The organism is Streptomyces sp. NPDC033845 (genome assembly GCF_055576225.1).
On sequence record NZ_JBVIRI010000015.1, the window covers coordinates 46,550 to 71,568 of the forward strand.

The 25,019-nt window shown below is 73.7% G+C and carries 22 protein-coding genes; 14 read left to right on the top strand and 8 right to left on the bottom strand.

Annotated elements, in window-relative coordinates; translation table 11 throughout:
* Positions 1-22: 22 nt before the first annotated feature.
* From ACZ50K_RS27840 to ACZ50K_RS27855, 4 genes are read right to left on the bottom strand one after another with little or no spacing between them, the layout of a single operon-like run.
* Complete coding sequence (locus ACZ50K_RS27840) at positions 23-721, bottom strand: hypothetical protein (protein ID WP_468907931.1); 699 nt, start codon at positions 719-721, stop codon at positions 23-25.
* Entirely contained in the window at positions 718-3,018 is a 2,301-nt protein-coding gene (locus ACZ50K_RS27845; protein ID WP_468907932.1) for a caspase, EACC1-associated type, read from the bottom strand. The genes ACZ50K_RS27840 and ACZ50K_RS27845 overlap by 4 nt, the downstream gene beginning before the upstream one ends.
* A complete protein-coding gene (locus tag ACZ50K_RS27850; RefSeq protein WP_468907934.1) occupies positions 3,019-3,144 on the bottom strand; it encodes a hypothetical protein in 126 nt (41 codons plus the stop codon).
* Entirely contained in the window at positions 3,141-3,512 is a 372-nt protein-coding gene (locus ACZ50K_RS27855) for an effector-associated constant component EACC1 (RefSeq protein ID WP_468907935.1), read from the bottom strand. Before ACZ50K_RS27855 ends, ACZ50K_RS27850 begins: the two co-directional genes overlap by 4 nt.
* 186 nt (positions 3,513-3,698) lie before the next feature.
* Here ACZ50K_RS27855 and cseB point away from each other — a divergent pair, with 186 nt between their 5' ends.
* From cseB to ACZ50K_RS27875, 4 genes are all read left to right on the top strand, one after another.
* Complete coding sequence (gene cseB / locus ACZ50K_RS27860; RefSeq protein WP_468907937.1) at positions 3,699-4,496, top strand: two-component system response regulator CseB; 798 nt, start codon at positions 3,699-3,701, stop codon at positions 4,494-4,496.
* A gap of 5 nt (positions 4,497-4,501) precedes the next feature.
* Complete coding sequence (locus ACZ50K_RS27865; protein WP_468907939.1) at positions 4,502-5,779, top strand: ATP-binding protein; 1,278 nt, start codon at positions 4,502-4,504, stop codon at positions 5,777-5,779.
* A 130-nt stretch (positions 5,780-5,909) separates the two neighbouring features.
* Entirely contained in the window at positions 5,910-6,713 is an 804-nt protein-coding gene (locus tag ACZ50K_RS27870) for an ABC transporter ATP-binding protein (RefSeq protein WP_468907941.1), read from the top strand.
* 86 nt (positions 6,714-6,799) lie between these two features.
* Positions 6,800-9,322: an ABC transporter permease gene (locus ACZ50K_RS27875; protein ID WP_468907942.1), complete on the top strand. Its 2,523-nt coding sequence runs from the start codon at positions 6,800-6,802 to the stop codon at positions 9,320-9,322.
* Positions 9,323-9,335: 13 nt separating this feature from the next.
* Here the strand turns inward: ACZ50K_RS27875 and ACZ50K_RS27880 are convergent, their stop codons facing one another.
* Positions 9,336-10,349, bottom strand: coding sequence for an aldo/keto reductase (locus ACZ50K_RS27880; protein ID WP_468907944.1), 1,014 nt, complete (start codon positions 10,347-10,349; stop codon positions 9,336-9,338).
* 138 nt (positions 10,350-10,487) lie between these two features.
* Here ACZ50K_RS27880 and ACZ50K_RS27885 point away from each other — a divergent pair, with 138 nt between their 5' ends.
* From ACZ50K_RS27885 to ACZ50K_RS27905, 5 genes are all read left to right on the top strand, one after another.
* Positions 10,488-10,928: a VOC family protein gene (locus tag ACZ50K_RS27885; RefSeq protein WP_468907946.1), complete on the top strand. Its 441-nt coding sequence runs from the start codon at positions 10,488-10,490 to the stop codon at positions 10,926-10,928.
* 55 nt (positions 10,929-10,983) lie between these two features.
* On the top strand, positions 10,984-11,547 hold the full coding sequence (locus tag ACZ50K_RS27890) for a 2Fe-2S iron-sulfur cluster-binding protein (RefSeq protein ID WP_468907947.1): 564 nt from the start codon (positions 10,984-10,986) through the stop codon (positions 11,545-11,547).
* On the top strand, positions 11,544-13,706 hold the full coding sequence (locus ACZ50K_RS27895) for a xanthine dehydrogenase family protein molybdopterin-binding subunit (RefSeq protein WP_468907949.1): 2,163 nt from the start codon (positions 11,544-11,546) through the stop codon (positions 13,704-13,706). The genes ACZ50K_RS27890 and ACZ50K_RS27895 overlap by 4 nt, the downstream gene beginning before the upstream one ends.
* Entirely contained in the window at positions 13,703-14,710 is a 1,008-nt protein-coding gene (locus ACZ50K_RS27900) for an FAD binding domain-containing protein (RefSeq protein WP_468907951.1), read from the top strand. Before ACZ50K_RS27895 ends, ACZ50K_RS27900 begins: the two co-directional genes overlap by 4 nt.
* A gap of 129 nt (positions 14,711-14,839) precedes the next feature.
* A complete protein-coding gene (locus ACZ50K_RS27905) occupies positions 14,840-15,664 on the top strand; it encodes a hypothetical protein (protein ID WP_468907953.1) in 825 nt (274 codons plus the stop codon).
* A gap of 71 nt (positions 15,665-15,735) precedes the next feature.
* Here ACZ50K_RS27905 and ACZ50K_RS27910 read toward each other — a convergent pair whose 3' ends face one another.
* A complete protein-coding gene (locus ACZ50K_RS27910; protein ID WP_468907955.1) occupies positions 15,736-16,251 on the bottom strand; it encodes a CAP domain-containing protein in 516 nt (171 codons plus the stop codon).
* 266 nt (positions 16,252-16,517) lie between these two features.
* Between ACZ50K_RS27910 and ACZ50K_RS27915 the strand changes: the two genes are divergently transcribed.
* Genes ACZ50K_RS27915 through ACZ50K_RS27925 form a run of 3 tightly spaced genes read left to right on the top strand, consistent with a single transcriptional unit; the run spans position 16,518 to position 19,699 of the window.
* Positions 16,518-17,039, top strand: a complete 522-nt coding sequence (locus ACZ50K_RS27915; RefSeq protein ID WP_468907956.1) for a VOC family protein — start codon at positions 16,518-16,520, stop codon at positions 17,037-17,039.
* 54 nt (positions 17,040-17,093) lie between these two features.
* Complete coding sequence (locus ACZ50K_RS27920; RefSeq protein ID WP_468907957.1) at positions 17,094-18,269, top strand: zinc-dependent alcohol dehydrogenase; 1,176 nt, start codon at positions 17,094-17,096, stop codon at positions 18,267-18,269.
* Positions 18,266-19,699 carry a sugar porter family MFS transporter gene (locus tag ACZ50K_RS27925; RefSeq protein WP_468907959.1) on the top strand — a complete coding sequence of 478 codons (1,434 nt, stop codon included), beginning with the start codon at positions 18,266-18,268 and terminating at the stop codon, positions 19,697-19,699. Before ACZ50K_RS27920 ends, ACZ50K_RS27925 begins: the two co-directional genes overlap by 4 nt.
* On the opposite strand, the gene ACZ50K_RS27930 is transcribed toward ACZ50K_RS27925, so the two are convergent.
* Together ACZ50K_RS27930 and ACZ50K_RS27935 are read right to left on the bottom strand one after the other, a co-directional pair.
* Positions 19,647-20,447 carry an SDR family NAD(P)-dependent oxidoreductase gene (locus ACZ50K_RS27930; protein ID WP_468907961.1) on the bottom strand — a complete coding sequence of 267 codons (801 nt, stop codon included), beginning with the start codon at positions 20,445-20,447 and terminating at the stop codon, positions 19,647-19,649. The genes ACZ50K_RS27925 and ACZ50K_RS27930 overlap by 53 nt on opposite strands.
* A gap of 24 nt (positions 20,448-20,471) precedes the next feature.
* Positions 20,472-22,061 carry a GMC oxidoreductase gene (locus ACZ50K_RS27935; protein ID WP_468907962.1) on the bottom strand — a complete coding sequence of 530 codons (1,590 nt, stop codon included), beginning with the start codon at positions 22,059-22,061 and terminating at the stop codon, positions 20,472-20,474.
* 233 nt (positions 22,062-22,294) lie between these two features.
* On the opposite strand from ACZ50K_RS27935, the gene ACZ50K_RS27940 reads away from it, so the two are divergent.
* On the top strand, positions 22,295-23,503 hold the full coding sequence (locus tag ACZ50K_RS27940) for a sedoheptulose 7-phosphate cyclase (RefSeq protein WP_468907964.1): 1,209 nt from the start codon (positions 22,295-22,297) through the stop codon (positions 23,501-23,503).
* Positions 23,491-24,732 (top strand): FAD-binding protein, encoded by a 1,242-nt coding sequence (locus tag ACZ50K_RS27945; protein WP_468907966.1) that lies wholly within the window; start codon positions 23,491-23,493, stop codon positions 24,730-24,732. The genes ACZ50K_RS27940 and ACZ50K_RS27945 overlap by 13 nt, the downstream gene beginning before the upstream one ends.
* The last annotated feature ends 287 nt before the right edge of the window (positions 24,733-25,019 follow it).

Sequence of the window (25,019 nt, forward strand, 5' to 3'; positions counted from 1 at the left end):
CCCGCGGTGCCGGGCGCTCCCACTATGCCGGTCGTTGCCGTGCCCTCGTCAGACGGCGGTGGAACTCGGCGACGACGTCCTCGTGGACGGCTGTGTCGCCGCCGAGCGCGATGAACTGGGTGACGACGCCGCCGGCGCGCACGTAGGTGATCATCTCATCCGCAAGGGGAAGGGAGTGCGGCTCCGTGGGCCCCACTTCGCTTTCCGGGGCGCGCATCACCTGGTAGGTCACCGACTCGTCGCCCGGGAACGCCGCCGTCGGCACGGGGCGCAGGCCCTGGTGGCGGGATTCTTCGGAGGACCAGGTGGGGACGGTGTAGTGGGCGCAGCGCGGTATCGCCGTGCGGAGTTCGGCCATCACCCGTGCCGCTTCCCGGGGCGGGTAGCTGTAGGAGGAGGCCACGATGCGGGGCTCGCGCGAGCGGGGCACCAGAAGGACGGTGGTGGCTGCGACCGGGTCCCGCCGTTCGTTCCACAGTGCTCGGGCGACCGGCATGCACAGTTCGACCTCGCGGTAGACGTCGTGCACGGAGGCCCTCTCGAAGGCGGCCCGGTAGCCGGGGATGTCCCCGCCCCTGGGCAGGACCGCCATCAGCTGCCGCATCTCCAACGGGCCGCTCTGCGGCCGAAGCCCCGGGGGCGGGCCGTCCCCCACCGTGATCCCGATACCGAGCACGAGCACCAGAGCCGCTGTTGCCCGTCCGAGTGATCGCTGTTTCATGACTCCCCCGACGCCGAGCCCGCGGCACCTGCTGCCACGGCCGCCCCCAGCATGCACCTGCCTGGCGGGCGGCCTGGCGGGGGAAGGTGCTGCTGCTGGTTCTCGGCGACGGCGCCGACCACGATCGGGATGTCCTCGGAGTGTGCGTGCGGGGTGCCGTCGGCGGCGGCATCCTGGACATCGGCGACGATGCAGGTGATGTTGCCCGTGCCGCCGCCGCGCAGGGCCCGTTCGATCAGTTCGTGCACGGCGCGCTGCCGTTCCGGGTTGGCGACCAGCACCTTTTCCAGGGTCTGGTGGGAGACCAGGTCGGAGAGTCCGTCGGTGCAGAGCAGATAGCGGTCGCCGGCCCGGACCTCGCGGATCGAGAGATCGGGTTCGACGGGCGGGCCTTGCCCCAGGGCGCGCGTCAGGACACCCCGCTGCGGGTGGGTGGCCGCTTCCTCCTCGGTGATCCGGCCCTCGGAGAGGAGGCGTCGCGCCACGGTGTGGTCCTCGGTGAACTGCGTGAGCACGCCGTCCCGCAGCAGGTACGCGCGGCTGTCGCCGACGTGCACCATACCGAGGCGCCGGCCCGTCCACAGCAGCGCTGTGCAGGTGCTGCCCATGCCGGCCAGCTCGGGGGCCTCCGCGGCCATCACGCGCAGGTTCTCGTCGGCCCGCTGCACGGCCGTCGCGAGGACGGTGAGGAGGTCGGGACCGGGGACGTCCTCGTCGAGCGGGACGATGGTGGAGATCACCTCGGAGCTGGCGACCTCGCCGAAGACCTGGCTGCCCATGCCGTCGGCGACGGCGAGGAGGCGCGGGCCGGCGAATCCGGAGTCCTCGTTCCGCTCGGGGATCATGCCCTTGTGCGATCCGGCGAGGAACCGCAGGGTGAGCGAGGGGCCCGGCGGCTCGGTCGGCTGCGGCGGGATGACGAGGGGCGCCTCGTACCGCGGTACCGCGGAGTACCGCGCCACCGCGGTCGGGGCGCGGCTCCCGAATTCCCGCAGCAACGTCCGCACCTCGCCCGCGTTCCGGTATCGCGCCACGCGGATCCTGTGGACGGCCTCCGCGAGCTCGTGCGGGACCTCCGGCGGGAAGTGCGGGCGTCCCTGGGGGTCCACCCGGTCGAGGCCCAGCAGGCGGAGCAGCAGGTCGCCCAGAGCCAGCAGGTCGTTGCTCTGCGCGGTCCCCCAAGGGCCGCCCTTGCTGTCGGCGAGCTTGACGCGGCCGGTGACGGTGACCCGGACCCGTGCGGGGTCGAGGTGCCAGCCCGTCACCTGGTGCTGGTGGGCGTGGTCGAGGGCGTCGAGGATCTCGTCGGCCGCGCGCAGCAGCCACGGGAGGTCCGGCGGGTGGCCGAGGCGGTCGGCGAGGGTGCTGCCGCCGGCGAAGTCCTCGGTGACGACGTACGGGCAGCGGATCCCGTCGCGCGGGACTTCGCCGAGGTCGAGCACGACGGCGAGTCCCGGGTGCCCGAGTCGGGCGCGGGCGCGCATCCGCTGGGCGAAGGCCTGCCGCTGGTGGTGGTCGCCGGCCGCGGCCGGGCGCATGACCCGGATGCCGACCTCGCGTTCGAGGAGGGTGTCGCGGCCCCGGTAGTTGTCCGTCTCCTCGTCCGTCGGCACCGCCGCGAAACCGGTCAGTTCGTAGCGTCCGTCCAGCAGCGTGGTGCGTGAACTCGGCGGTACGTAGGCCCGGTTGCGGAACAGCGGGAGCTCGCCCGCCGTGTTGCGCACCCTGGTTTGCGGCTCGGGGCAGGCGCGTGCCCGCAGTCCGGTGGCGAGCAGGCCGTGGAGGGCGTCGAGGCGGAACAGTTCGGGTCCGTCGGGCAGACCGCGTTCCAGGAGCCTGACGAGTTCGCCGGTGAAGGCGGTGTGCCGGGCGTCGGGCGGTGCGAGTGCCTGGCTGGACTCGCTGGCGGAGGCGATGAGGTACGTGCCTTCGACCACCGCCCCGCTGGCCAGCGCGTCGGTGCCCTCGGCGGCCCCCATCATGCCCAGGGCCCGGCCGCTGTAGCAGCAGTCGAGGATGACGATGGTGCGCTCGGCGCGGCTGCGGAGCAGCAGTCGGCGCAGCCAGTCGTAGGGCATGGCGGTGTCGGCTTCGCCCGCGCGGGAGCTGGGCAGGGTCAGCCAGAGGCCGCCGCCGTCGGGGTCGATCAGTCCGTGGCCCGCGTAGTAGACGACCAGGGTGTCGCGGGCCTCTTCCACCGCGGTCCGCAGGGGGGCGAGGGCTGCCGTGGAGGTGGCGGGTTCGGCCGCGACATGACAGCGGTCGGCGGGCAGGCCCCATACGCCGGGGTCCTGCAACTACCGTGCGAGATCGGTGAGGTTGGCCCGGACGGCGGGGAGGTCGGGGAGGTGGGTGTAGGCGCTGACGCCGATGAGGACCGCGCTGGATCTGGCGGGGACGGCGGAGGCGGAGGGGTCGGTCATCCGTCGCGGCGGGCGAGGGCTTCGAGCAGCCGGGCGGCCGTTTCCGGGTGCTCGCCGGACAGGGTCACCGTGACCCCCTCGTGCTCGAAGGTGACGGCCGGGGGGTGCGGCCGGGTGGCGCGCCAGGTGAACCAGGCGACGGCCAGATTGGCGAGGTCGAATCCGGTGTCGAGGGCGAGCTGGACGTATTCGAGCGGCGATCCCATCGAGCCGGGGGCGGGTTCGGCGCCGCCCAGGGTGATCTCGGCGTGGCGTCGCACCCGGCTGTCGTCCCGCAGCCACTGGCCGAGCGAGCGCAGTTCACCCTCGGTGGCCGCGGGCGCGAGGTCGGTGGTGGTCGCCCCGGTCCCGGCGATGCTGATGATCATGTGTGGCGATCCCCCCAGATCGTGCGCTGGCTGCCACCTTGCCACAGGCCCGACGCCGCCCGCAGGCCGTCCGACGCGACCGCTCTTCGTATCGGGCGGGTATCAGCGGGCGCTCGGTTCTTCATCTGATCGGCCTGCGGGGCCGTGGCAGGCGGAACCAGAGCTTCCGGGGGCCTATCGTTCCTGATGGGTACCCGCCCGCCACCGAACAGGAGCCGTCCCCCCGTGTCCTCCCCCACCCCGGCTCCCGCCGCGCCGCGACCCGTTCGTGTGCTGCTGGTGGAGGACGACGAGCTGATGCGCCGCTCGTTCGCCGTCTCCCTGGAGCGCTACGGGTACACCGTGCGGGCCGCCGCCGACGGACTCGGCGGCCTCGAAACCTTCCGCGAGGAGGAATTCGACCTGCTGATCCTCGACGTGATGCTCCCCGGCCTGGACGGGATCAGCCTGTGCCGCAAGGTCCGGGAGACCAGCCTGGTCCCGGTCCTGATGATGTCGGCGCGCGGCGACGGGCTGGACATCGTCGCCGGTCTGGAGGCCGGGGCGGACGACTACGTGGTCAAGCCCGTGGACACCAACGTGCTCGTGGCCCGGATCCGCTCCCTGCTGCGGCGCGCCACGTACGCCCCCTCGCCTGCCCCCTCCCCCGCCCCGGCGGCCGGGCCGGTCCCCGACCGGGACACCGGACCGGACGAGGGCGATCTGCTGGCCTTCGGCGACCTGACCATCCACACCGGCGGCCTGGACGTGGCCGTCGCCGGCACCCCGGTGGCGCTGACCCCGACCGAGCTGAAGCTGCTGCTGGAGTTCGCCGCGCATCCGGGGATCGTGCTGGAGCGCCACACCCTGCTGCGGAACGTCTGGGACTACGGCTGGGACGGCGACAGCCGGGTCGTGGACCTGTGTGTGCAGCGGCTGCGCGGCAAGCTCGGCCGGGACCGGATCGAGACGGTCCGCGGTTTCGGCTACAAGCTCAGGCGCTGAGCGCGATGCGTACGTTCCGCCGTCCCGGGCCGCGCCGCGTGCCCCTGCGCTGGAAGATCGCCGCGCTGGCCGCGGCCACCGGATGCCTGGTCGCCGTCTCCGTCGGAGTCCTGGTGCACGTCTGGACCGCCGCGGACATCCGGTCACAGGCGGAGATGCACGCCTCCAACAACATCTACTCGGCCATGGAGACCTACCGGCGCACCGGAACGCTCTCGGACGGCGCCGAGCTCGATCCCCCGGAGCTGCCCGCCTCCCTGCGGAACCTCGCGGACGGCTCCCGGCACACGGCGTACTACGACGGCATCGACGGGTCGATGCCGCCGGGCGTCTGGGGCGCCCAGCGGGTCAGCGGCCCGGGCAGCCCCGTGCTCGCCCTGCGGGTCAGCATGAACGCGGGGCTCTACGGACTGCGCCGGCTCGACACGACCATGGTGGTCGCCTCGCTGCTCGTCCTCGCGGTGGCCACACCCGTGGCGGCGTACGGGGCCGGGCTGCTCTCCCGCCGGCTCCGGCGGGTCTCGGAGACCGCGAGCCGGATCTCCGCCGGGGACCTCGACGCCCGGACCGGGATCACCGGGAGCCGCGACGAGCTGGACGACATCGCCGCCACCGTCGACCGCATGGCCGACACCCTCGGCCGGCGGCTGCGCGACGAGCGCCGGTTCACCGCGGACGTGGCCCACGAGCTGCGGACGCCCGTCGGCGGCCTGCTGGCCACCGCGGACCTGCTGCCGCCCGGGGAGACCGAGGACCTGCTCCGCGCCCGCGTCCGCGATCTGCGCGGCCTCGTCGAGGACCTGCTGGAGATCTCCCGGCTCGACGCGGGCGCCGAACGGGCGGTCCACGCCCGGGTCCCGCTCGGCGAGGTCGTCGCCGAGGCCGTGGCGCGCACCGGCCTCGCCACCGAGATCGAGCTCGACGGCGCCAGTACCGGGGATGGCGCCGGGGCCGGGGCCGCCCGCGGCGTGGAGACCGACCCGCGCCGCCTCGAACGGATCGTCGGCAACCTCGTGGTCAACGCCCACCGGCACGGGCGGAGCCCGGTCCGGGTCACCGTCCAGGGCTCCACCGTCGTCGTACGCGACCACGGGCCCGGGTTCCCCGCCGACCTGCTGGCCAACGGCCCGCACCGGTTCCGGACGGGTGCGAGCGAGCGGGGTACCGGCCACGGCCTGGGCCTGACCATCGCCGTGGGCCAGGCCCGGGTGCTCGGCGCCGAACTCCGCTTCACCAACGCCCCGGACGGCGGCGCCGTCGCCACCCTGCGCCTGCCGGACTGACACAGCCGCACCCGTCACCTACGCAACCGATACACAGCGGAGTGGCCGCCGCTACACCGCAGTCCAGGCTCCGATACCTCCCCCCGACACCCTTCGAAGCGCAGCTTCCCGCTCTCGAAGAGGAGTCCCCGTGACCACCCCCCTTGCCCCGCAACCGCAACCGCAACCGCATCCGCGCCCGGCGTACGCGCCGACCGGTGCCGCGGCCTCCACCACCGGCCTCACGAAGGTCTACGGCAGCGGCGACACCCGGGTCGTCGCCCTCGACGGGGTCGACATCTCCTTCGCCGAGGGCGAGTTCACCGCGATCATGGGCCCCTCGGGCTGCGGCAAGTCCACCCTGATGCACTGCGCCGCCGGACTCGACTCCTTCACCTCCGGCTCCGTCCGCATCGGCACCACCGAGCTGGGCTCCCTCGACGACGAGCAGCTCACCCGGCTGCGCCGCGACCGGATCGGCTTCGTCTTCCAGGCCTTCAACCTGATGCCGACGCTGACCGCGCTGGAGAACATCACGCTGCCGCTGACCATCGCGGGCCGGAAGCCCGACCCCCGGTGGCTGGACCACGTGGTGACGATGACCGGGCTCTCCGACCGCCTCGGCCACCGTCCCGGGCAGCTCTCCGGCGGGCAGCAGCAGCGCGTGGCGGTGGCCCGGGCCCTGGTCGGCCGGCCCTCGATCATCTTCGGCGACGAACCCACCGGAAACCTCGACTCCCGGGCGGGGGCCGAGGTCCTCGGGTTCCTCCGCGACTCGGTGCGCGAGCTGGGTCAGACCGTGGTCATGGTCACCCACGACCCGGTCGCCGCCGGCTACGCCGACCGCGTGGTCTTCCTCTCCGACGGCCGTCTCGTCGACGAGATGCGGCAGCCCACCGCGGACCGGGTCCTGGACCGGATGAAGGCCTTCGACGCGCACGCCCGCACGAGCTGACACCCGCACGAGCCGAGCCCCTGCCGTCCCTCCCCTCCACTCCCCCGCCCGCTCCCCCGGGCCCGCTCCTCCAGGATCCGCATCCCATGTTCCGTACCGCCCTGCGCAACGTACTCGCGCACAAGGCCCGTCTGCTGATGACCGTGTTCGCGGTCATGCTCGGGGTCACCTTCGTCACCGGCAGCCTCGTCTACGGCGACAGCCAGAAGCAGGCCGCCGTCGACCGGGCGAGCGCCGGCTACGACCGCGTCTGCCTGAACGTCGCGCCCGACACCGTGCCCGGCGGCCCGCCCGGCACCCTGGACGCCCGAACCGCGGCCTCCCTGGCCCGGGTTCCCGGGGTCGCCGCCGCGGCGGGCCGGGTCAACGGCTTCGCCGCGATCGCCGACCCCGAGGGCCGGCTGCTGGGCAGCGCCGACTTCCGTCGGGGCGGCAACTTCGCCCCGGCCGAGGATGGCAGGGACCCCGCCTACTCCTTCACGGCGGGATCCGGTCCGGTCGACGGCACGTCCGTGGCCCTCGACGAGGCCTCCGCCGCCAGGGGCGGGTACCGCGTCGGCGACACCGTCCGCGTCGGCACGGGCACCGGCGCCCGCTCCTACCGGCTCAGCGGCACCTTCCGGACCGACGCCTCCAAGCTGTCCCCCGGCGGCAGTCTGGTGCTGTTCGCCGACACCACCGCCCAGAAGCTGTTCCTCCGGCCGGGGCAGTACACCGACATCGAGATCACGGCCACACCGGGCACCGACGCAATCGAGCTCCTCAGCCGGGTCGAAGCGGTCGTCCCCAAGAACTCCACGGCCGTCACCGGCGCCCAACTCGCCCGCCTCCAGGCGAACACGGCCTCCAGTGACAGCGACACCATGAGTCAGATCATGGTGGGTTTCGCCGCGGTCGCCCTGTTCGTGGCCACCTTCCTGATCTCCAACACCTTCACCATGCTCATCTCCCGCCGCACCCGGGAACTGGCCCTGATGCGGGCCGTCGGCGCCACCCGCAGGCAGGTCCGGCGGATCCTGCTCACCGAGTCCGCGCTCGTCGGCGTACTGGCCTCCGTGGCCGGGCTGCTGGCCGGCACCGGGGTCGCCGCCCTGCTCCAGGGCCTCTTCACATCCGCCGGCAGCCCGGACGCCCCGCTGACCCTGCTGCCCTCCACGGTGCTGATCGCGCTGCTGGTCGGCACCGCCCTGCCGGTGGCCGCCGCCTGGCTGCCGGTCCGCCGGGCCATGGCCATCCCGCCGGTCGCCGCACTCGGCGCCGCCGAGCCCGCCGCCCCGGCGCGCGCCGGCTCCCCGCGCACCGGGCTCGGCTCCGCGCTGCTGCTCACCGGGGCGGCCGCGACCCTGTACGGGGCGCTGGCCGCCGACGGCGACGCCAGGCCGGTCATCGGCCTCGGCGCGGCCCTCACCCTGACCGGCGCCATGACCCTCATCCCGCTGCTGTCCCAGCCGTTCACCGCCCTGCTCCGGCCGCTGCTGATCCGCTTCAGCCCGGTGCACGGCGACCTCGCCGCCCGCAACACCGTGCGCGATCCCCGGCGTACCGGTGCCACCGCCTCGGCGCTCGCCATCGCCCTCACGCTCGCCTCGGGCCTCTCGGTCCTCGGCGCCTCCGCCGCCCAGTACCTGGACGGCGCGACCACCCGGGACATCACCGCCGACTACCTGGTGCAGGCCCCCTCGGGCGGACCGCGGATGACCCCCGCCACCGCCGAACCCCTCGGGAAGCTGGCCGGAGCCACGTACAGCCCGCTCAACCAGTCCACCGAATACGAGATCGGCGGTGTCCGCTCCGTCCTGACCGGCGTCGACCCCGCCACCATCGGCCGTCTGCTGCGCTACGAGGTGACCGCGGGCTCCCTGGACCGCCTCGGCCGGGGCCAGGTCGCCGTCGCCGACTACAAGGCCGCGGCCAACGGCTGGAAGGTCGGCCAGAGGCTGCCCGTGAAGCGGCTGGGCAAGCAGGGCGAGATCACCATCGGGGCGATCTACCACGCGGACGAGCAGAGCAAGGTGCTGCCCAGCATCACCGCACCCGACTCCCTGGTCGCCCGCTTCGACCCCGCCCCGTACACCGACTCGATCGTCGTGGCCACCGCGGGCGGGCCCGGCCGCGCCCAACGGGCGGGCATCGTCCGGGCGCTCGGCGACAACCCCGCCCTGTCGGTCCTCGACAAGGAGGCCGTCCGCGCCGAGGACACCAGCGGCATCGGCGACCAGCTCGACATGTTCTACGCCATGCTCAGCATGGCCCTGGTGATCGCCGCCCTCGGCATCGCCAACACCCTCGCCATGTCCGTTCTCGAACGCCGCAAGGAGATCGGCACTCTGCGCGCCCTCGGCCTGGACCGGGCCGGAGTCGCCCGCATGATCCGCATCGAGGCCCTGCTCGTCGGCGCCCTCGGCGCGACCGTCGGCACCGTGATGGGCGTCTTCACCGGCTGGGCCCTCGGCAACACCCTTCAGGAGAGCGTCGCCGGATACGCCCTGGTCATCCCCTGGGGCCGGCTCGCCCTGGGCGTCCTGCTCGCCCTGGCCGCCGCCCTCCTCGCCTCCCTCTGGCCGGCCCGCAGGGCAGCCTCCACCGGCATCCCCGCCGCCACCCGGTGACGGGGGTGCGGGGTCAGGGGGCGGTGTCGGGGCCGCTGGGGGTGGGGGCGGACGGGTCGATGAGGCCGGTGGACCTGAGGTCCTGCCAGAGTTGTGGGGGGATCCGTTCGTGGAGGGCCGCTGTGTCCTCGGTGATGCGTTCGGGGCGGGAGGCTCCGGGGATCGCGGTGACGGCCGCCGGGTGGGCGAGCGGGAACTGGAGGGCCACCGCCTTCAGGCTCACTCCGTACCGGTCCGTAACCGCCCGGATCCGCTCCACCCTGGCGAGGACCTCCGCCGTGGCCTCCCGGTACTGGAAGTTGGTGCCGCCCGCGAGGATCCCCGAGTTGTAGGGGGCGCCGACCACCATGCCCAGCCCTCGTTCCTCGGCCATGGGGAGCAGCCGCTGGAGGGCGTGGGTGTGGTCGAGGAGGGTGTAGCAGCCGCCCAGGAGGAAACCGTCGGGGCGGGGCTCGTCCAGTCCGAGGACGATCTCGATGGGTTCGGTGAGGTTGACGCCGAGCCCCCACGCCCCGATCACGCCCTCGTCGCGCATCCCGTCGAGGACCCGGAAGGCTCCGGTGCGGGCCTCTTCCAGTCGCTGGAGCCACAGGTCGCCGTGGGCGTCCCGGGCGATGTCGTGGACCCAGACCACGTCGACGCGGTCGACGCCCAGCCGCCGGAGGCTGTCCTCCAGCGAGCGTCTCGTGGCGTCGGCCGTGCAGTCGTCGACGACCTTGTTGGGATGGCCGTGCTCGTAGGGGCGTCCTCGGCGGAGTTCCGCCGGTACCTCTTCGTCCAGGACGACCCGTCCGACCTTGGTGGACAGCACGAAGGCCTCGCGGGGGCGGTTCGCGAGCGCTTCACCGAGGCGGAGCTCGGCGAGCCCGGCTCCGTAGAAGGGGGCCGTGTCGTAGTAGCGGATTCCCGAGTCCCATGCGGTCCGCAGGGTGTCCTGGGCTTCTTCGTCCGATATCGCGCGGAACAGATTTCCCAGAGGACCGGTGCCGAAACCCAGGGGCGTGCGGATGATGTCGCTGAGGCCCATGACCATTCCTCGGTCTCGAACGTGCGACGACGGCACGCGTGCACGCGCACGTCACCGTATGCCTTTCATGGTAGGACCCTTCTCCAGGAGCCGCCCGGCCGGGCGGTGGGGCGGCACGGTGCAGAGGGAGAGGTCCGCATGGCGGTTCAGCGGTTGGACAATGTCGGGATCGTCGTCGAGGACCTGGAGGCCGCCATCGCGTTCTTCCAGGAACTCGGTCTGGAGCTGGAGGGCACGGCGACGGTCGAGGGCGAGTTCGCGGACCGGTGCACCGGTCTCGACGGGGTCCGCTGCGACATCGCGATGGTGCGGACGCCGGACGGCCTGAGCCGGCTCGAACTGGCGAGGTACCGCAGCCCCGAGGCCGTCGACCCCGGGGCGCGCGACCGGCCGCACAACATCCTGGGCACGCACCGGGTCATGTTCGCCGTGGACGACATCGAGGACACGGTCTCCCGGCTGCGTCCGCACGGTGCGGAACTCCTCGGCGGGATCGCCCGGTTCGGGGACAGCCATCTGCTGTGTTACCTCCGGGGCCCGGAGGGCATCATCGTCGGGCTCGCCGAGCAACTGCGCTGAGCGCAACTAGACTGGGATCCGGGGGCACCGACTCATGTGAACGGGGGTCCGCCCCATGACGGGAGCAGCGGCGCCGGTCTCGGGGGCCCCGTTCGACGTGGACGTGTCCGTGTGCGTGAACGGGCGGGACCACCGGCTCACCGTCGACACCCGGATGTCGCTCCTGGACCTCCTGCGGGACCTGCTCGGCCTCACCGGGGCCAAGGAGGGGTGCGGGCGCGGTCAGTGCGGGTGCTGCACCGTGCTTCTGGACGGGCGGCGGGTGTACGGCTGTCTGGTGTTCGCCGCGGCCTGCGACGGGGCCCGGATCACCACCGTGGAAGGACTGGCGGGACTCCCGGATTCTGGTCCCGGTCCGGCGGGGCGGCTTCATCCGCTCCAGCGGGCGTTCGTCGAGCACGACGGGCTCCAGTGCGGGTTCTGCACCCCCGGCCAGCTGTGTTCCGCCGTCGGGATGCTCGACGAGTTCGGCCGGGGCTGGCCCAGCCCCGCCGGCGGAGGGTTGCGGGCCCCGCCCGGGCTGACCGCTGCGGAGGTGCGGGAGCGGATGAGCGGGAACCTGTGCCGCTGCGGGGCCTACCGGGGCATCGTGGAGGCCATCCTGGCCGTGGGCCCATGACCGGCACCCGCACGCGTCCCCGCACTCCCGGCGAGGTCCGGGCCTCCCCCGCCCCTCCCGCGATCGGCGCCCCCGTCCCCCGCCGTGAGGCCGAGGAGAAGGTCACCGGTGCCGCCCGCTACACCGGGGACATGAGGCTCCCGGACACCGTGTACGTCGCGGTGGTTCCGGCCGCGATCGCCCACGGCAGCGTCACGGCGGTCCGTACCGGGCCCGCCCTCGCCGTGCCCGGCGTCCTGGCCGTGCTCCATCCCGGCGACCGGCCGGCCCTCCGGCGAACCGGGGACGACGACCTCGCCGTCCTCCAGTCCGCGCACATCGGCTTCCGGGGCCAGTTCGTCGCCGCGGCCGTCGCCGACACCCCGCGCAGCGCCCGGGAGGCGGCCCGGGCGGTCCGGGTCGAGTACGCGGCCGCTCCCCACCGGGTCGCCCTGGATCCGGCCGGTGAGGGGCTGCACCGGCCGCCCGGGCATGTGCCGTACTTCCCCGCCGACTGCTCGCACGGGGACGTGGAGGGGGCCCTCGCCGGCTCGCCCGTCCGGATCGACGCCGTCTACACCACCCCCGTCCACCACCACCATCCGCTGGAACCGCACACCTCCCTCGCGTACTGGGACGAGGAGGGCCGGCTGACGGTCCACGACGCGACCCAGGGGCCCTCCGGGACGCGGGACATCCTGGCCCAGCTGTTCGGCATCGCCCCGGACCGGGTCCGGGTCCTCTCCCCGCACGTGGGCGGCGGGTTCGGTTCGAAGGCGGCGCCCCGGGCCCAGCTCGTGCTCGCCTGTATGGCGGCCCTGGTGGTGGGGCGGCCGGTCCGGACGGCCCTCTCCCGTGAGGAGCTGACGGCCGTGGTCGGGTACCGGTCGCCGACCGTGCAGCGGATCCGGCTGGGCGCGGGGACCGACGGCCGTCTCCGGGCCGTCTCCCACGTGTCGTACGAGCAGACGTCGATGTCCGGCGAGCACACCGAGTACGCGGCCGCCCCCACCCGCACCATGTACGCGGCGCCGAACCGCGAGACCCGGCACTGGCGGATGAGGCTGCACGTGCCCTCGCCGACCTGGATGCGGGCGCCGGGTGAGTGCCCGGGGATGTTCGCGGTGGAGTCGGCCATGGACGAGCTGGCCCTGGCCTGCGGCATCGACCCGGTCGAGCTGCGGCTGCGGAACGACACCGCCCACGACCCGCACAGCGGGCTGCCGTTCAGCACCCGCAACCTGGCGGCCTGTCTGCGCGTGGGCGCCCGCCGGTTCGGCTGGGCCGACCGGGACCGGCTGCGCGCGGAGCACGCGGGAGGGCGTCTGAGGGTGGGGGCGGGGGTGGCCGCGTGCACGATCCCGCAGTACCGGTTCCCGTCGCGGGCGAGCGCGCGGGCCGAGGCGGACGGCCGCCGTACGGTGCGGATCGCCGCCGCCGACATCGGGACGGGGGCGCGGACCGTCCTGGCGCAGATCGCCGCGGACACCCTCGGGGTCCCGCTGGAGCGGGTGGCCGTGGAGGTCGGGGACAGCGGTCAGCCGGCGGCCAGCTGGGCCGGCCGGTCCAGCGGCACGACCTCCTGGGGAACGGCGGTGGTGCGCGCCTGCGAGGCGCTGCGGGCCGAGATCGTACGGCGGGGCGGGCGGGTGCCGGCCGGCGGGCTGGAGGCCTTCGCGGACACCGCGGCGGAGCTGGCCCCGCCGCGCCCGCATTCGCAGCACGCCTTCGGCGCGCAGTTCGCGCAGGTCAGTGTGGACACGGTCAGCTGGGAGGTGCGGGTGACACGGCTGCTCGGGGTGTTCGCGGTGGGTCGGGTGATCAATCCGGTGACCGTGCGGTCGCAGCTGCTCGGCGGTATGACCATGGGCGTGTCCATGGCCCTGTCGGAGGAGGGCCTGATCGACGGGACGTACGGGCAGTTCACCACCCGGGACCTGGGCAGCTACCGGATCGCGACCTTCGCGGACCTGCCGGAGGACATCGAGGCCCTGTGGGTCGAGGAGGCCGACTTCGACGCGAGCCCGATGGGTGCCAAGGGGGTCGGCGAGATCGGGATCGTGGGCACGGCGGCGGCGGTGGCCAACGCGGTCCGGCACGCGACCGGGATCCGGGTCCGCGACCTGCCGCTGGGCCCCCGCCGGCTGCGCGAGGCCGCGGCCCGGGGAGCGGCGGGATGAGGCCGTTCCGCTATCTGCGTCCCGCCACCGTCGCCGAGGCCGTCGCCCTGGTGTCGGGGGACCCGGGGGCGCTGTTCGTGGCGGGCGGGACCAATGTCTTCGACCACCTCAAGCTGGGGATCGTGCGGCCGACGCTGCTCGTGGACGTGACCGGTCTGCCGTTGGACGGCATCGAGGAACTGCCCGGTGGCGGGCTGCGGGTGGGTGCGGTGGTCCGGGTGGCCGAGCTGGCCGCGCATCCCCTCCTGCGGGCGCGCTGGCCGCTGGTGGCGCAGGCGCTGCTGGCGGGCGGTTCTCCGCAGCTGCGGAACATGGCCGTGCTCGGTGGCAGCCTGCTGCAACGCACCCGGTGCGCCTCGTTCCAGGACCCCGGCACCCGGTGCAACAAGCGGGAGCCGGGCTCGGGTTGCTCGCTCCTGGAGGGCGGGGGCGAACGCCGGGCGGTTCTGGGTGCCTCGGAGCGGTGTGCGGCGGTGCATCCCTCGGATCCGGCGGTCGCGCTGTGCGCCGTGGACGCGGTGGTGTGCGTCGAGGGTCCCTCCGGTGGTCGCCGGATCGGCGTCGGCTCGTTCTACCGTGCGCCCGGGGCCAGTCCGGAGCGGGACACGGTGCTCGACCACGGCGAACTCGTGACCGCGGTGGAGTTGCCACCGCTGCCGGCGGCGGCCCGTTCGGTGTTCCGCAAGGTCGGGGACCGGGCCTCCTTCTCCTTCGCGCTCGTGTCGGTCGCCGCCGCCCTGGACCTGGAGGACGGCGGCCGGATCCGGGACGTACGGGTCGCCCTGGGCGGTGTGGCGACCACCCCGTGGCGGGCGCGCCGGGCGGAGGCGGCCCTGCTCGGCGGGCCGGCCACCGCCGACCGGTGCGCGGCGGCCGCGGCGGAGGAGTTGTCGGCGGCCCGCGCCGGGCCCTGCGCCGCGTACCGGATCGTGCTGGCGCGGGAGGTGCTGGCGGCCACCCTGACGGACCTGTGCGAGGGCGCCGAGACCGCCGGCCCGGGCTGAACAGGGCGTCCGGAGGTTCCGGAGCGGGCCGTCGGTGTGGACCCGGTCTGGCGCATCCCAACCGCCCGCGGCCTGCGGCGAGTAGCATCCCGCAGCAACGCACGAACCATGAAGGAGCGTGGACTTCCCGTGAGCCCCGAATCGGTCACACCCCCCATCCACACCAAGTACGCGGAGCAGCTGGCCGCCGACCTGGCCGCCAACCAAGCCGAACAGGCAACCCTGAGCGCACGCCTCGACCAGTTGCGGACGGAGGAGAAGTGGCTCGCGGCCACCCTGGAAACCATGCCGTCGGCCGAGGCCGAACTGGTGCCCGCCGGCCCGCGATTCGCCCCGGCTCCGGTTCCTGCCACGGCGGCGCCCGTCACCGCCCCGCGCGGTGAGGTGGAGGACAAGGCCGTTCCGAAGCCGCGCGCGGGTTCCGGGAGTGGCACCGCCCCGGTCGAGCGGACCCCGGCGCGCCGGACCCCGGTCCGCAAGTCCCCGGTTCCTCGCAAGAGGGCTTCGGGGGCCGGGACGGCCCCGTCCGCCAAGGCCCCCAAGGCTCCGAAGACCCTGAAGGCCCCGAAGTCGGCGAAGAAGACCGCCGCGTCCGAGCAGCCCGCGGAGCCCACCCCGGCCGCGACTCCGGCCACGGCTCCGGCCCCGACCGCAGCCCCGACCCCCACTCTCGGGGTGCTGCTGGCGGAGCTGCTTCGCCGGCAGCCCGGTGAGCCGAAGAAGTTCAGCGAGATCAGGGCCGAGCTGAACGAGGCCCACCCCGGGCGCGGCAGTGTCTCCGACACCGCCGTCCGCAACGCGCTGCTCAGGCTCGCGACCAAGGGCGAACTGGAGAAGGACAGCCGGCAGGGCACGGTGTTCTACACCTGGTCGTCGGCCGCGGCGGCTTCCGCCCCGGTGGCGGAGGCGCAGCCGGAGAAGGGCGCCGGGGCCGCGGACACCACCGGCGCCTGAGCCCCCGCTCCACCGGCGGGCGCCACCGCGCCCGCCGGTGCCGTACGTCCGGTCGGTCACCCGTGGCCCGGTCACATGTAGCGGCAGACGGTGATCGTGCCCCCGTCCGTGCGCGCTCCGCAGCCCATCTTGGTGTAGTTGGGCTGGATCATGTTGTAGTAGTGGCCCCAGGTGTCGTAACCGGGGCTGTCGGTGCTGTGGTTGGGGTCGGCGTCGTAGGCGCCCTGCTCCGATGCCCACTGGCCCACGGCCGCGCTCGGACCGGCGCTGGAGATGTTCTCGGCGGCGTGGTTGATGTCCTCGTGCTGGAGTCCGCCGGCGGTGGATGCCGGGTTGTCGGCCCAGGCCTGGGACTCGGTCGCGAGGCCGCCGTCCCAGGTGAGGGGCGACTGGCCGGCCTGCTGACGGACCGAGTTGGTCTCGGCGAGCATGGACTGCTGCTCGCTCGGGCTGATCGCGGCGGGCGCCGCGGCGGCCGTGGCGGCGGGGGCGAGGGTGCCGCCGCCCAGGAGCAGGCCGGTGGCCATGAGCGCGGCGAAGCCGAGACCACCGCCGCGTCGGCGGGTGAGGGGGGTGAGGGGGTTCATGGCGCGACCTCCGGTCGCAGGGGGAGAGCAGACGGGTGGGAGGTGCCGGGGGATCCACGGGCACCCGCCGGGGCCTGCCCGGGGGTGCCGGCCTCGCGCGGCACGACCCGTTCAGCCTAAGGAGGAGTCGGCGGCCGGGCCACCGGAGCGGGGGCGCCGCGGGTGGCCGGGGCGTGCCGGGCGGGGTGCCGGGGCGCGGCGTAGCGTGGGATGACGGGGACCGGTCGCGGTCCCGGGCCGAGCTGGAAGGGCGCAGGTAAGGGCGCATGTCTGGCACCGAACGGATCCATCACATCGGTCTCCTCGTCGCCGATCTGGACGAGGCGGTGGCGCGCTGGTCCCTGGCCACCGGTTACACGTTCAGCGAGGTCGGCCGCTATGTGACCGACCACTACGTGGACCACAGCGACGAGCGGCCGCACCATCACGACGCGCGGATCTGCTTCTCGAAGGAGGGCCCGCCGTTCATCGAGCTGATGGAGTTCCACGGGGAGGGCACGCATTCGGCGCGGCAGGGCGAGGGGATCCACCACCTCGGTTTCATGGACCATCCCGCCGTCGAGGGGCGCAAGGAGGAGCTCGCCGCGCAGGGCATGCACTGTGACGGCATGGCCCTGGACGAGGACGGGAGGATCCTGCTGTGGTTCACCGAGAAGCAGGATCTGTACGGCATCCGGCTGGAGTTCGTCAGCCCGGTGCCGCAGCCGATCGTGATGGACGACGGGCGTCCCGCCTACCGTGACGAGCGCGGTTTCCCCGGCCTGTGGCCGCCGGAGGGGCGGGGGTGAAGGTCCGCCCGCCGCATTCGGGCGGCGGGCCGGGAGTACCGGGCGGTGATCTCCGTGGAGTCGACGCGAGCGCAGGGGCGGACCCGGGCGCAGGTGTGGGTGGGGGCGAACCGGCTGGAGCCGATGTCCCTGGCGGTGCCGGAGCCGTCCGGCGGTGGTCTGCTGCTGGCGATGACGGCGAACGGCATCTGCGGTACGGACCTGCACTTCCTGTCGGGTGAGCCTTCGACGCCGTTCGTGCTGGGGCACGAGATCGTGGGCCGGATCGTCGGGTTCGGTCCCGGCCATGAGCGTCATGACGCCGACGGGGTGCCGCTGGCGGAGGGCGACCGTGTCGCCCTGTTCCCGTGGCTGCCGTGTCGCCGCTGCTGGGGCTGCCACCGGTTCGGGCCGGGTGCCACCACCTGTTCCGACGCCTTCGTGTACGGCATCCCGCCGGAGGCCATCGGGCTGGATCCGCCGGCGCCGGCCGCGGACGGGGGCTCCGGTCCCGGTCTGACGGGCGGGTTCGGCGGGCATGTGGAGGTCCGTCCCGGCACCTATCTGTGGCGGGTTCCGGAGTCCCTGCCGGATGAGGTCGCCTCGCTGCTGGATCCGCTGGCGGTGGCGGTGCGGACGGTGGACGTGACGCGTACGGCCACCGGGGTGTGGGACGAGGTGCTCACCGCGGATTCGACGGCCGTGGTCCTGGGTCTGGGAACGGTGGGTCTGCTGACCGCCGGGATCCTGCGGCGGTGCGGGGTCGGGACGGTGGTGGGGACGGGTTCGCGCCCCTCGCGGCTGGCGGCGGCCCGGGCGCTGGGTGTGGACGTGGTGCTGGACACGGCGGAGCACGGTGTCGGGGACCGACGTCGCAGGGTGCTGGATCTGACGCGCGGGCGTGGTGCGGACCTGGTGGTGGACGCGACGAACCGGCCGGCCGCGTTCGCGGAGGCGCTGGGGATGGCCCGGCGGCTGGGCACGGTGGTGGAGGTCGGGAACATCGTCTCCGACGGCAGTACGGTGCCGCTGGATCCGGCCGGGGACCTGTGCCAGCGGGGGCTGCGCGTGCTGGGGGTGAGTTTCAATCCGCCCCGGTCCTACACGGAGGGGATGGCCATGCTGTCCGCCGGGACGATGCCGTTCGAGTCGCTGATCTCCCGGAGCCGGCCGCTGGAGGAGGCCGGTGCGGCGCTGGAGGACCTGGGCGGGGACGTGGTGAAGGTCGTGCTGTCGGGTAGCGGCGCGTGAGGGGACGAGCGGGTACGAGCGCGGGCCCGGGCGCGGGTCCGGTCGGCCGGGGGGCCAGGGCGCGGCTGGTGCTGCTGGCGGCGGCCTGCGGCGCGTTCTTCGGGTTCTCGATCTCCGCCATGAACCAGGTCATCGACGAGGTGGGGCGGGAGTTCTCGTTGACCGGGCTGCACCAGGGGATCGTGGTGAGCGCGCTGGTGGTGGGTGCGCTGGCCGGCTGTCTGCTGGTGGGCCGGGTCACCGACCGGGTGGGCCGGCGGAGCGTCCTGGCCGGGTGCGGTGCGGTGGCGACGGCCGCGGTGGCGGTCTGCGCTCTGGCGCCCGACGAGCTGACGCTGGTGGTGGGGCGGTTCCTGACCGGCATGTGTGTGGGTGCCACCTCGGCGGTGGCTCCGGTGCTGCTGGCCGAGCTGTCCTCGGCGCGTTTCCGGGGCCCGGTGATCACTTCGTACCAGCTGGCGATCACCGTGGGTGTGGTGGCTGCGCTGGCCTGCGGGCTGGTGACCCGGGGGGCCGGTGAGTGGCGGTGGTCCCTGGCCGCCAACGGGATCCCGGCGCTGCTGCTGGCGGTGGCCGCCTGCCTGGTCCCGCAGGCCCCGGAGGACCTGCTGGTGCGGGGCCGGGACGGGGAGGCGCGTGCGGTGCTGTCGGCCACCCGGGAGGAGCCGGAGGCCGGGGTGGAGTACGCGCGGCTGGTGCGGGCCCGCGGGCTGCCCCGGGTGGGGGTGGTGCGCAGTCTGCGGGATCCGGGGCGCCGGCTGGCGACGGCGATCGCGCTGGCGGCGGCGCTGGGGAACGCCATGGTCGGGATCGGTGCGGTGGTGTACTACTCCACGCTGGTGTTCGCCTCGGCGGGGGTGGGCGGGTCCTCGGGGGCGGAGGCGGCGAGCCTGTCGGTGGGGTTGACGAACATGGCGGTGACGGTGGCCGCCCTCGGTCTGATCCGCCGGTACGGGCGCCGGCCGCTGCTCGGCGCGGGTCTGGCGGGGATGGCGGTGGCGTTGTGCGTGGCGGCCTGGAGTCTGATGGGGGTCGGCGGTTCGGGGGCGGGCTGGGTGACGGTCGCGGCGATGCTGGTGTACGTGTCGTGCTTCGCGTTCTCTGCGGGCCCGCTGGCGTGGGTGCTGATGGCGGAGGTGCTGCCGGAGGAGGCCGGGGCCCGGGTGGCGGGTTCGGCGCTGGCGTTGAACTGGGCGGCGAACCTGCTGGTCGCGCTGTTGTTCCCGCTGGTGGTGGGCACGCCGGGGGTTCCGGAGCGGGTGGGTGCGGTGTTCCTGTTCTTCGCCGTGGTCAGTGTGGTGTTCCTGGTGCTGCTGCGGCGGTTCGTGCCGGAGACGAAGGACCGTCCGCTGGCCGAGGTACAGGAGGAGCTGCGGGTCAGGGGATCGTCGGGACGACCCCGCCGTCGACCCGCAGGGCCGCCCCGGTAGTCGCGGAGGCCTCGTCGGAGCAGACGTAGCGGATCATGGCGGCGACCTCGGAGGGCAGGGCGAGGCGCTGGATGAGGGAGGTCGGCCGGTAGGCGGCGAAGAACTCGCGTTCGGCCTGCTCGAAGGAGAGCCCGGGGTAGGAGTTCGCGATGAACTCCTCGGCTCCGGCGGTGCGCGTGGGCCCGGGGAGGACGGTGTTGACGGTGACGGGGCTGCCGGCCGTCCAGAGGGCGAAGCCCCGGGAGACGGCCAGCTGGGCCGCCTTGGTCATCCCGTAGTGGATCATCTCCTTGGGGATGAAGAGGGCGGATTCGCTGCTGATGAACACCACCCGGCCCCATCGGCGCTCCATCATCGCCGGGGCGTAGTGCCGGGTGAGCCGGATTCCGCTGAGGACGTTGACCTCGAACAGCCGGCGCCATTCCTCGTCGCTGATCTCGAAGGCCGGGGCCTCGCCGTAGATGCCGGCGTTGTTGACCAGGACGTCCGCCTCGGGGACGGCCTCGAAGAGGGCCGCGGCCCCTTCCTCGGTGGCCACGTCCCCGACGGCGGGCAGCACCTGGCCGGCGGCCGGGCCGGCGGCCTCGCGGACCCGTTCCGCGGCGGCGGCGGTGCGCCGCTCGTCGCGGCCGTTGACGTAGACGGTGTGGCCGTCGGCGGCGAAGGCCTCGGCGGTGGCCTCGCCGATGCCGGAGGTCGATCCGGTGATCAGGACGCGGCGGACCGTGCTCGCGCTGGTACGGGACATGGCTCTCCTCGTGGGGTGGGGCCGCTACCCGCCGCCCAGCAGCCCGTCGGCCGCCTTGAGGGCCAGTGCCAGGCTGGTGAGGGTGGGGTTGCTGGCCGTGGCGGTCGGGATGACGCCGTTGCCCGCGAGGTAGAGGTTCTCGAACCCCCACACCCGGGAGCCGGTGTCGACCACGCTGGTCTCCGGGTCCTCCCCCATCCGCACCGTGCCCGAGATGTGCAGGGGCAGCCCGGGGGTCGGGAACCGCGGCTCCGCGCCCGGCAGGAAGCCGCCGATGGCCAGTGCGCCGCGGATCATCTCGGCCATCATCAGGTGGAGCCGGGCGTCGTCGGCGGCCCCGTACGCGAACTCGAACGTCGGCTGCGGCATGTCGTGCACATCGGTGTGGGTGTCCGAGAAGAGCACCCGGTTCTCCGGCCGGGGGTCGACCAGCCCGAACCACCTCAGGTCCACGATCAGCCGGCCGTCCACGTGCGGCGGGATGTCCCCGTAGTGGAAGGAGTCCCGGTTGATCTGGGCGTGCCAGGGCCGTCCCTCGGTGACGGGGATCCACACGTTCGGATCCGGATCGTCCACCGGGATGGGCAGCTCGTCCTCGGGGTAGCGATCCCGGTGGGCGGCGACCGCGTCGCGGAACATCATTCCGTTGCCGGCCAGGTCGATCAGTTCCTGAAGGAGCGTCACCTGGCAGAAGGTGGTGGGGTGTTCGGTGAGGTAGCGGCCCAGGGCCGGGGGGCGGATCCCGGAGGCCCACAGCAGTTGCGGGGTGAGCACCGCCCCGGCCGCGACCACGTACGTCCCGGCTTCCACCCGGACCTCCCTGGTCCGTGCCAGGTCGCGCACCAGGGCCCCTTCGACGCGCGAGCCGGTGGAGTCCTGGAGCAGACGGACGCACAGGTGGTGCGGGAGCAGGGTGAACAGGTCCTCGTGGGCGCCGTCGGCGAGATCTCCGAAGACGGTGTCGGCGCCCGCCCAGCGCACCATCCGCGGATTGTCCGTACGCCGTCTCACCGCCAGCGGCAGGCCCTGGACCCCGTACCCCTCGGGGAGTTCGGAGAACTCCCGTCGGAGGGTGTCGACGATGAGGCGCTGGCGGACGGAGGCGTCGAACTCGTGCCGGCTGACCCCGAGGATCTCCTCGCCCTCCCCGTAGTAGCGGTCCCAGTCCGCTTCGCCGATCCCCCGGTAGCGTTCCACCGTCGGATGGTGCCGGGGGCAGGCGCACGTCCAGTGGGTGGCCATCCCGCCGACCGCGTAACAGGCCGCCGCCGCCGGGATGTTGCGGTAGGGGTCCTGGTCGGGGTTCTCGGCGTTGCGGGCGCTGCTGCGGTTCGTGCCGTACTCGGGGACCGCCGACGGGTCCACGGCCAGCTCGGGCCGGGCGCTGGAGGGCACCGACAGCAGGTGGAGGTGGCCGCGGATCACCGGGGCGAACAGGTTGGGGTCGCGCTGGTAGATGTAGGCGTTCTTGAGGTTCTCGCCGGGGCGGGCGGACAACTGCTCCCCGGCTTCGACCATCAGCACCCGCCGGCCGGCGGCGACGGCCTTGCGGGCGAACACCGCGCCCAGCGGGCCGGATCCCACGATCAGCACATCGGCTCGGTAGGTCTCCACGTCGGCGTCGCCTTCGTCGGGCCGCCGGGCCCCGATCCCTCGCGGACGGTCGGTCGGGCTCTCCCCATGCTAGGCGGTGCGGGACGGATGCCGCCCGCCGGACCGTCCCGGGGCCCGGCTCGCACGGGCCGTCCACCGGTCATAGGATCGAACGGCGGATGCTGCGGCCGCCGGCCCGGGCCGTGCGCCCGTCGGGGCGCTCCGGGATGACTCCGAGATGACGCGAGGCCGTCATGGACAAGCTGATCGCCGCCCGCTGGAACATGACCGCGACGCGGCAGGTCGAATACGAGATCGTCGAGTCCTTCGACATCCTGGACCCCGCGAATCCGGATCTGGCCGCTCTGCCGAGGGGATCGGAGCCGGGCGGCGGGAAGCGCCTGGTCGTCGTCGACGAGGGCGTGGAGGGGATCCTGGGTGCGGGGATCCGGAACTACTTCGCCCGCCGGGACGTCCCGATGGACTTCCTGACAGTGCCGGGCGGGGACGAGCACAAGACCCTGGACCAGGTGGTGCGGGTGGCCTCCCGCCTCAACGCGATCGGCACCCGGCGGGTCGGCACCCCGCCGATCGCGTTCGGCGGCGGGGTGGTCCAGGACGTGGTGGGCATGGCCGCCTCCCTCTACCGCCGGGGCATCCCGTACGTCCGCGTCCCGACCACCCTGCTCGGCCAGGTCGACGGGAGCGTCTCCGCGAAGAACGGCGTGAACTTCGAGGGCTGCCGCAACCGGCTGGGCACCTTCGCGCCGCCGCCCCGCACCCTGATCGACCGGACGCTGATCGCCACCCTGCCCAAGCGGCAGATCAGCAGCGGTATGGGCGAGATGCTGAAGATGGCCCTCATCAAGGACCCCCGGCTGTTCGAGCTGCTGGAGGCCCACGGTCCCGCGATGCTGGCCGAGAACCTCCAGGACACCGGACCGTCCACGAAGGAGCGGCGGATCGGCCGCGAGTGCATGCACCGGGCCATCGCGGGCATGGCGGAGGAACTGAGGAAGAACCTGTGGGAGACCGACCTGAAACGGATCGTGGACTACGGGCACACCTTCTCCCCCGCCGTCGAGATGCACGCCCTGCCGGAGATCCTGCACGGCGAGGCCGTCGCCATGGGCTGCACCTTCTGCGCGGTCCTCTCCGCACGCCGCGGACTGCTGCGCTACGGGCAGCTCGACCGGATCATCAGAACCACCCGGAGCATCGGCCTCCAGCCCTCCCACCCCCTCTTCGGCGACCCTGAGTTCCTGAACACCGCGCTGGCGGACACCGTGCGCCACCGAGACAACCACCAGTACCTCACCCTGCTGAAGGACATCGGGGTCACCACCTTCGTGGACGACGTGACGGCCGAGGAGATCGCCGGCGCCGCCGCCGCGATGGTCAGGGTCCTGAACGGCGGGTCCCCGATCCCCGGCATGGGAGACCCGCACCCGTGGACCTCCTGAGGAACTGGGCGGGAAACATCACCTTCCGGCCCGCCCGGCTGGCCGCCCCCGCCTCCGTCGAGGAGCTGGCCGCGATCGTCGCCGGCAGCGGACAGGTCCGCGCGCTCGGCACCCGGCACTCCTTCAACGACATCGCCGACACCCCCGGAGTCCTCGTCTCACTGGAGCGGATGCCGCGCGTCCTGGAGGTCGACACTCGCCGGGCGGTGGTGCGGGTGAGCGCAGCGACCCCGTACGGGGACCTCGCCGGGGCCGTCCAGGAGCAGGGTCTCGCGCTGGGGAACCTGGGCTCGCTGCCGCACATCTCGGTCGCCGGCGCCTGCGCCACCGGCACCCACGGCTCCGGCGACCGCAACCCGGTCCTGGCGGCCGCCGTCCGGTCGGTGGAGCTCGTCACCGCCGACGGCCGGACCGAGACGCTCTCGCGCGGGGATCCCGCCTTCCCCGGCGCCGTCCTGTCCCTGGGCAGCCTCGGGATCCTCACCGAGCTGACCCTGGACCTGCTCCCCAGCTACGACATGGCCCAGCACGTCCTCCTGGGCCTGGACCGCACCGGGCTGGTCACCGGCCTGGACGAGGTCTTCGCGAGCGCCTACAGCGTCAGCGTCTTCACCGACTGGGCGGACGACAACCGGATCTGGGCCAAGCGGCACCTCGGCGAGCCCTTCCACGACCTCCGGCACCTGGGCGTGCGCCCCGCCACCGAGGACCTGCACCCGGCCCACGGCATGCCCGCCGCCCACTGCACCCCCCAGCTGGGCGCGGCCGGCAGCTGGAACGAGCGGCTCCCGCACTTCCGCCGCGAGTTCCGACCGAGCACGGGGGCGGAGCTGCAGTCCGAGTACTTCGTGGACCGGGCCCGGGGGGCGGAGGCCGTGGCGGCCGTCCAGCGGATCCGGCCGGCGATCCGGGACGCCCTCCAGGTCTCCGAACTCCGCACGGTGGCCGCCGACGACTGCTGGCTCAGCCCGGCCCACCGGCGCCCCAGCCTCGCCGTCCACTTCACCTGGACCGACGACACCCGGGCCGTCCTCCCCGCCGTACGACGGGTGGAGGAGGCCCTCGGGCCCTTCGCCGCCCGCCCGCACTGGGGCAAGGTGTTCGGTACGAGCCCCGCCGAGCTGCGCGACCTCCATCCGCGCCGACGGGAGTTCCTGGAGCTGCTGGACTCCTACGATCCCTCCCACAAGTTCGCCAACCGCTTCACCACCACCGTCCTCGGGCTGTGAGCCGAGTCCTGGGTCCGTGGGCCCGAGGCGGGTGGGTCACCGGTTCCGGCTGCGGCTGTTGCCGGCAAGGCCGGCGCTCGGATTGGTTACCGCCGGCCATGACCGGAGCGCGCCTGGAAGCTTGCCGGCCCTCCAGGCTCCTCCTGTGAGGGACGGTCCGCGTTCGTCTTCGGTTGTCCGCCGGTACCTGGCGGGTGATGTCCACACTGCCGGTCGCCGGCACCGCAGGGCATCCACCGGACGCGGGAGCCGCGGGCGGACCCCGATGTCCTCCGACCGTGCCCTCC

Coding starts and splice junctions, on each gene's coding strand:
- ACZ50K_RS27840 (WP_468907931.1), bottom strand. CDS start 721: ATGAAACAGCGATCACTCGGACGGGCAACAGCGGCTCTGGTGCTCGTG.
- ACZ50K_RS27850 (WP_468907934.1), bottom strand. CDS start 3,144: ATGACCGACCCCTCCGCCTCCGCCGTCCCCGCCAGATCCAGCGCGGTC.
- ACZ50K_RS27855 (WP_468907935.1), bottom strand. CDS start 3,512: ATGATCATCAGCATCGCCGGGACCGGGGCGACCACCACCGACCTCGCG.
- cseB (WP_468907937.1), top strand. CDS start 3,699: ATGGGTACCCGCCCGCCACCGAACAGGAGCCGTCCCCCCGTGTCCTCC.
- ACZ50K_RS27865 (WP_468907939.1), top strand. CDS start 4,502: ATGCGTACGTTCCGCCGTCCCGGGCCGCGCCGCGTGCCCCTGCGCTGG.
- ACZ50K_RS27875 (WP_468907942.1), top strand. CDS start 6,800: ATGTTCCGTACCGCCCTGCGCAACGTACTCGCGCACAAGGCCCGTCTG.
- ACZ50K_RS27880 (WP_468907944.1), bottom strand. CDS start 10,349: ATGGGCCTCAGCGACATCATCCGCACGCCCCTGGGTTTCGGCACCGGT.
- ACZ50K_RS27885 (WP_468907946.1), top strand. CDS start 10,488: ATGGCGGTTCAGCGGTTGGACAATGTCGGGATCGTCGTCGAGGACCTG.
- ACZ50K_RS27890 (WP_468907947.1), top strand. CDS start 10,984: ATGACGGGAGCAGCGGCGCCGGTCTCGGGGGCCCCGTTCGACGTGGAC.
- ACZ50K_RS27895 (WP_468907949.1), top strand. CDS start 11,544: ATGACCGGCACCCGCACGCGTCCCCGCACTCCCGGCGAGGTCCGGGCC.
- ACZ50K_RS27900 (WP_468907951.1), top strand. CDS start 13,703: ATGAGGCCGTTCCGCTATCTGCGTCCCGCCACCGTCGCCGAGGCCGTC.
- ACZ50K_RS27910 (WP_468907955.1), bottom strand. CDS start 16,251: ATGAACCCCCTCACCCCCCTCACCCGCCGACGCGGCGGTGGTCTCGGC.
- ACZ50K_RS27915 (WP_468907956.1), top strand. CDS start 16,518: ATGTCTGGCACCGAACGGATCCATCACATCGGTCTCCTCGTCGCCGAT.
- ACZ50K_RS27930 (WP_468907961.1), bottom strand. CDS start 20,447: ATGTCCCGTACCAGCGCGAGCACGGTCCGCCGCGTCCTGATCACCGGA.
- ACZ50K_RS27940 (WP_468907964.1), top strand. CDS start 22,295: ATGGACAAGCTGATCGCCGCCCGCTGGAACATGACCGCGACGCGGCAG.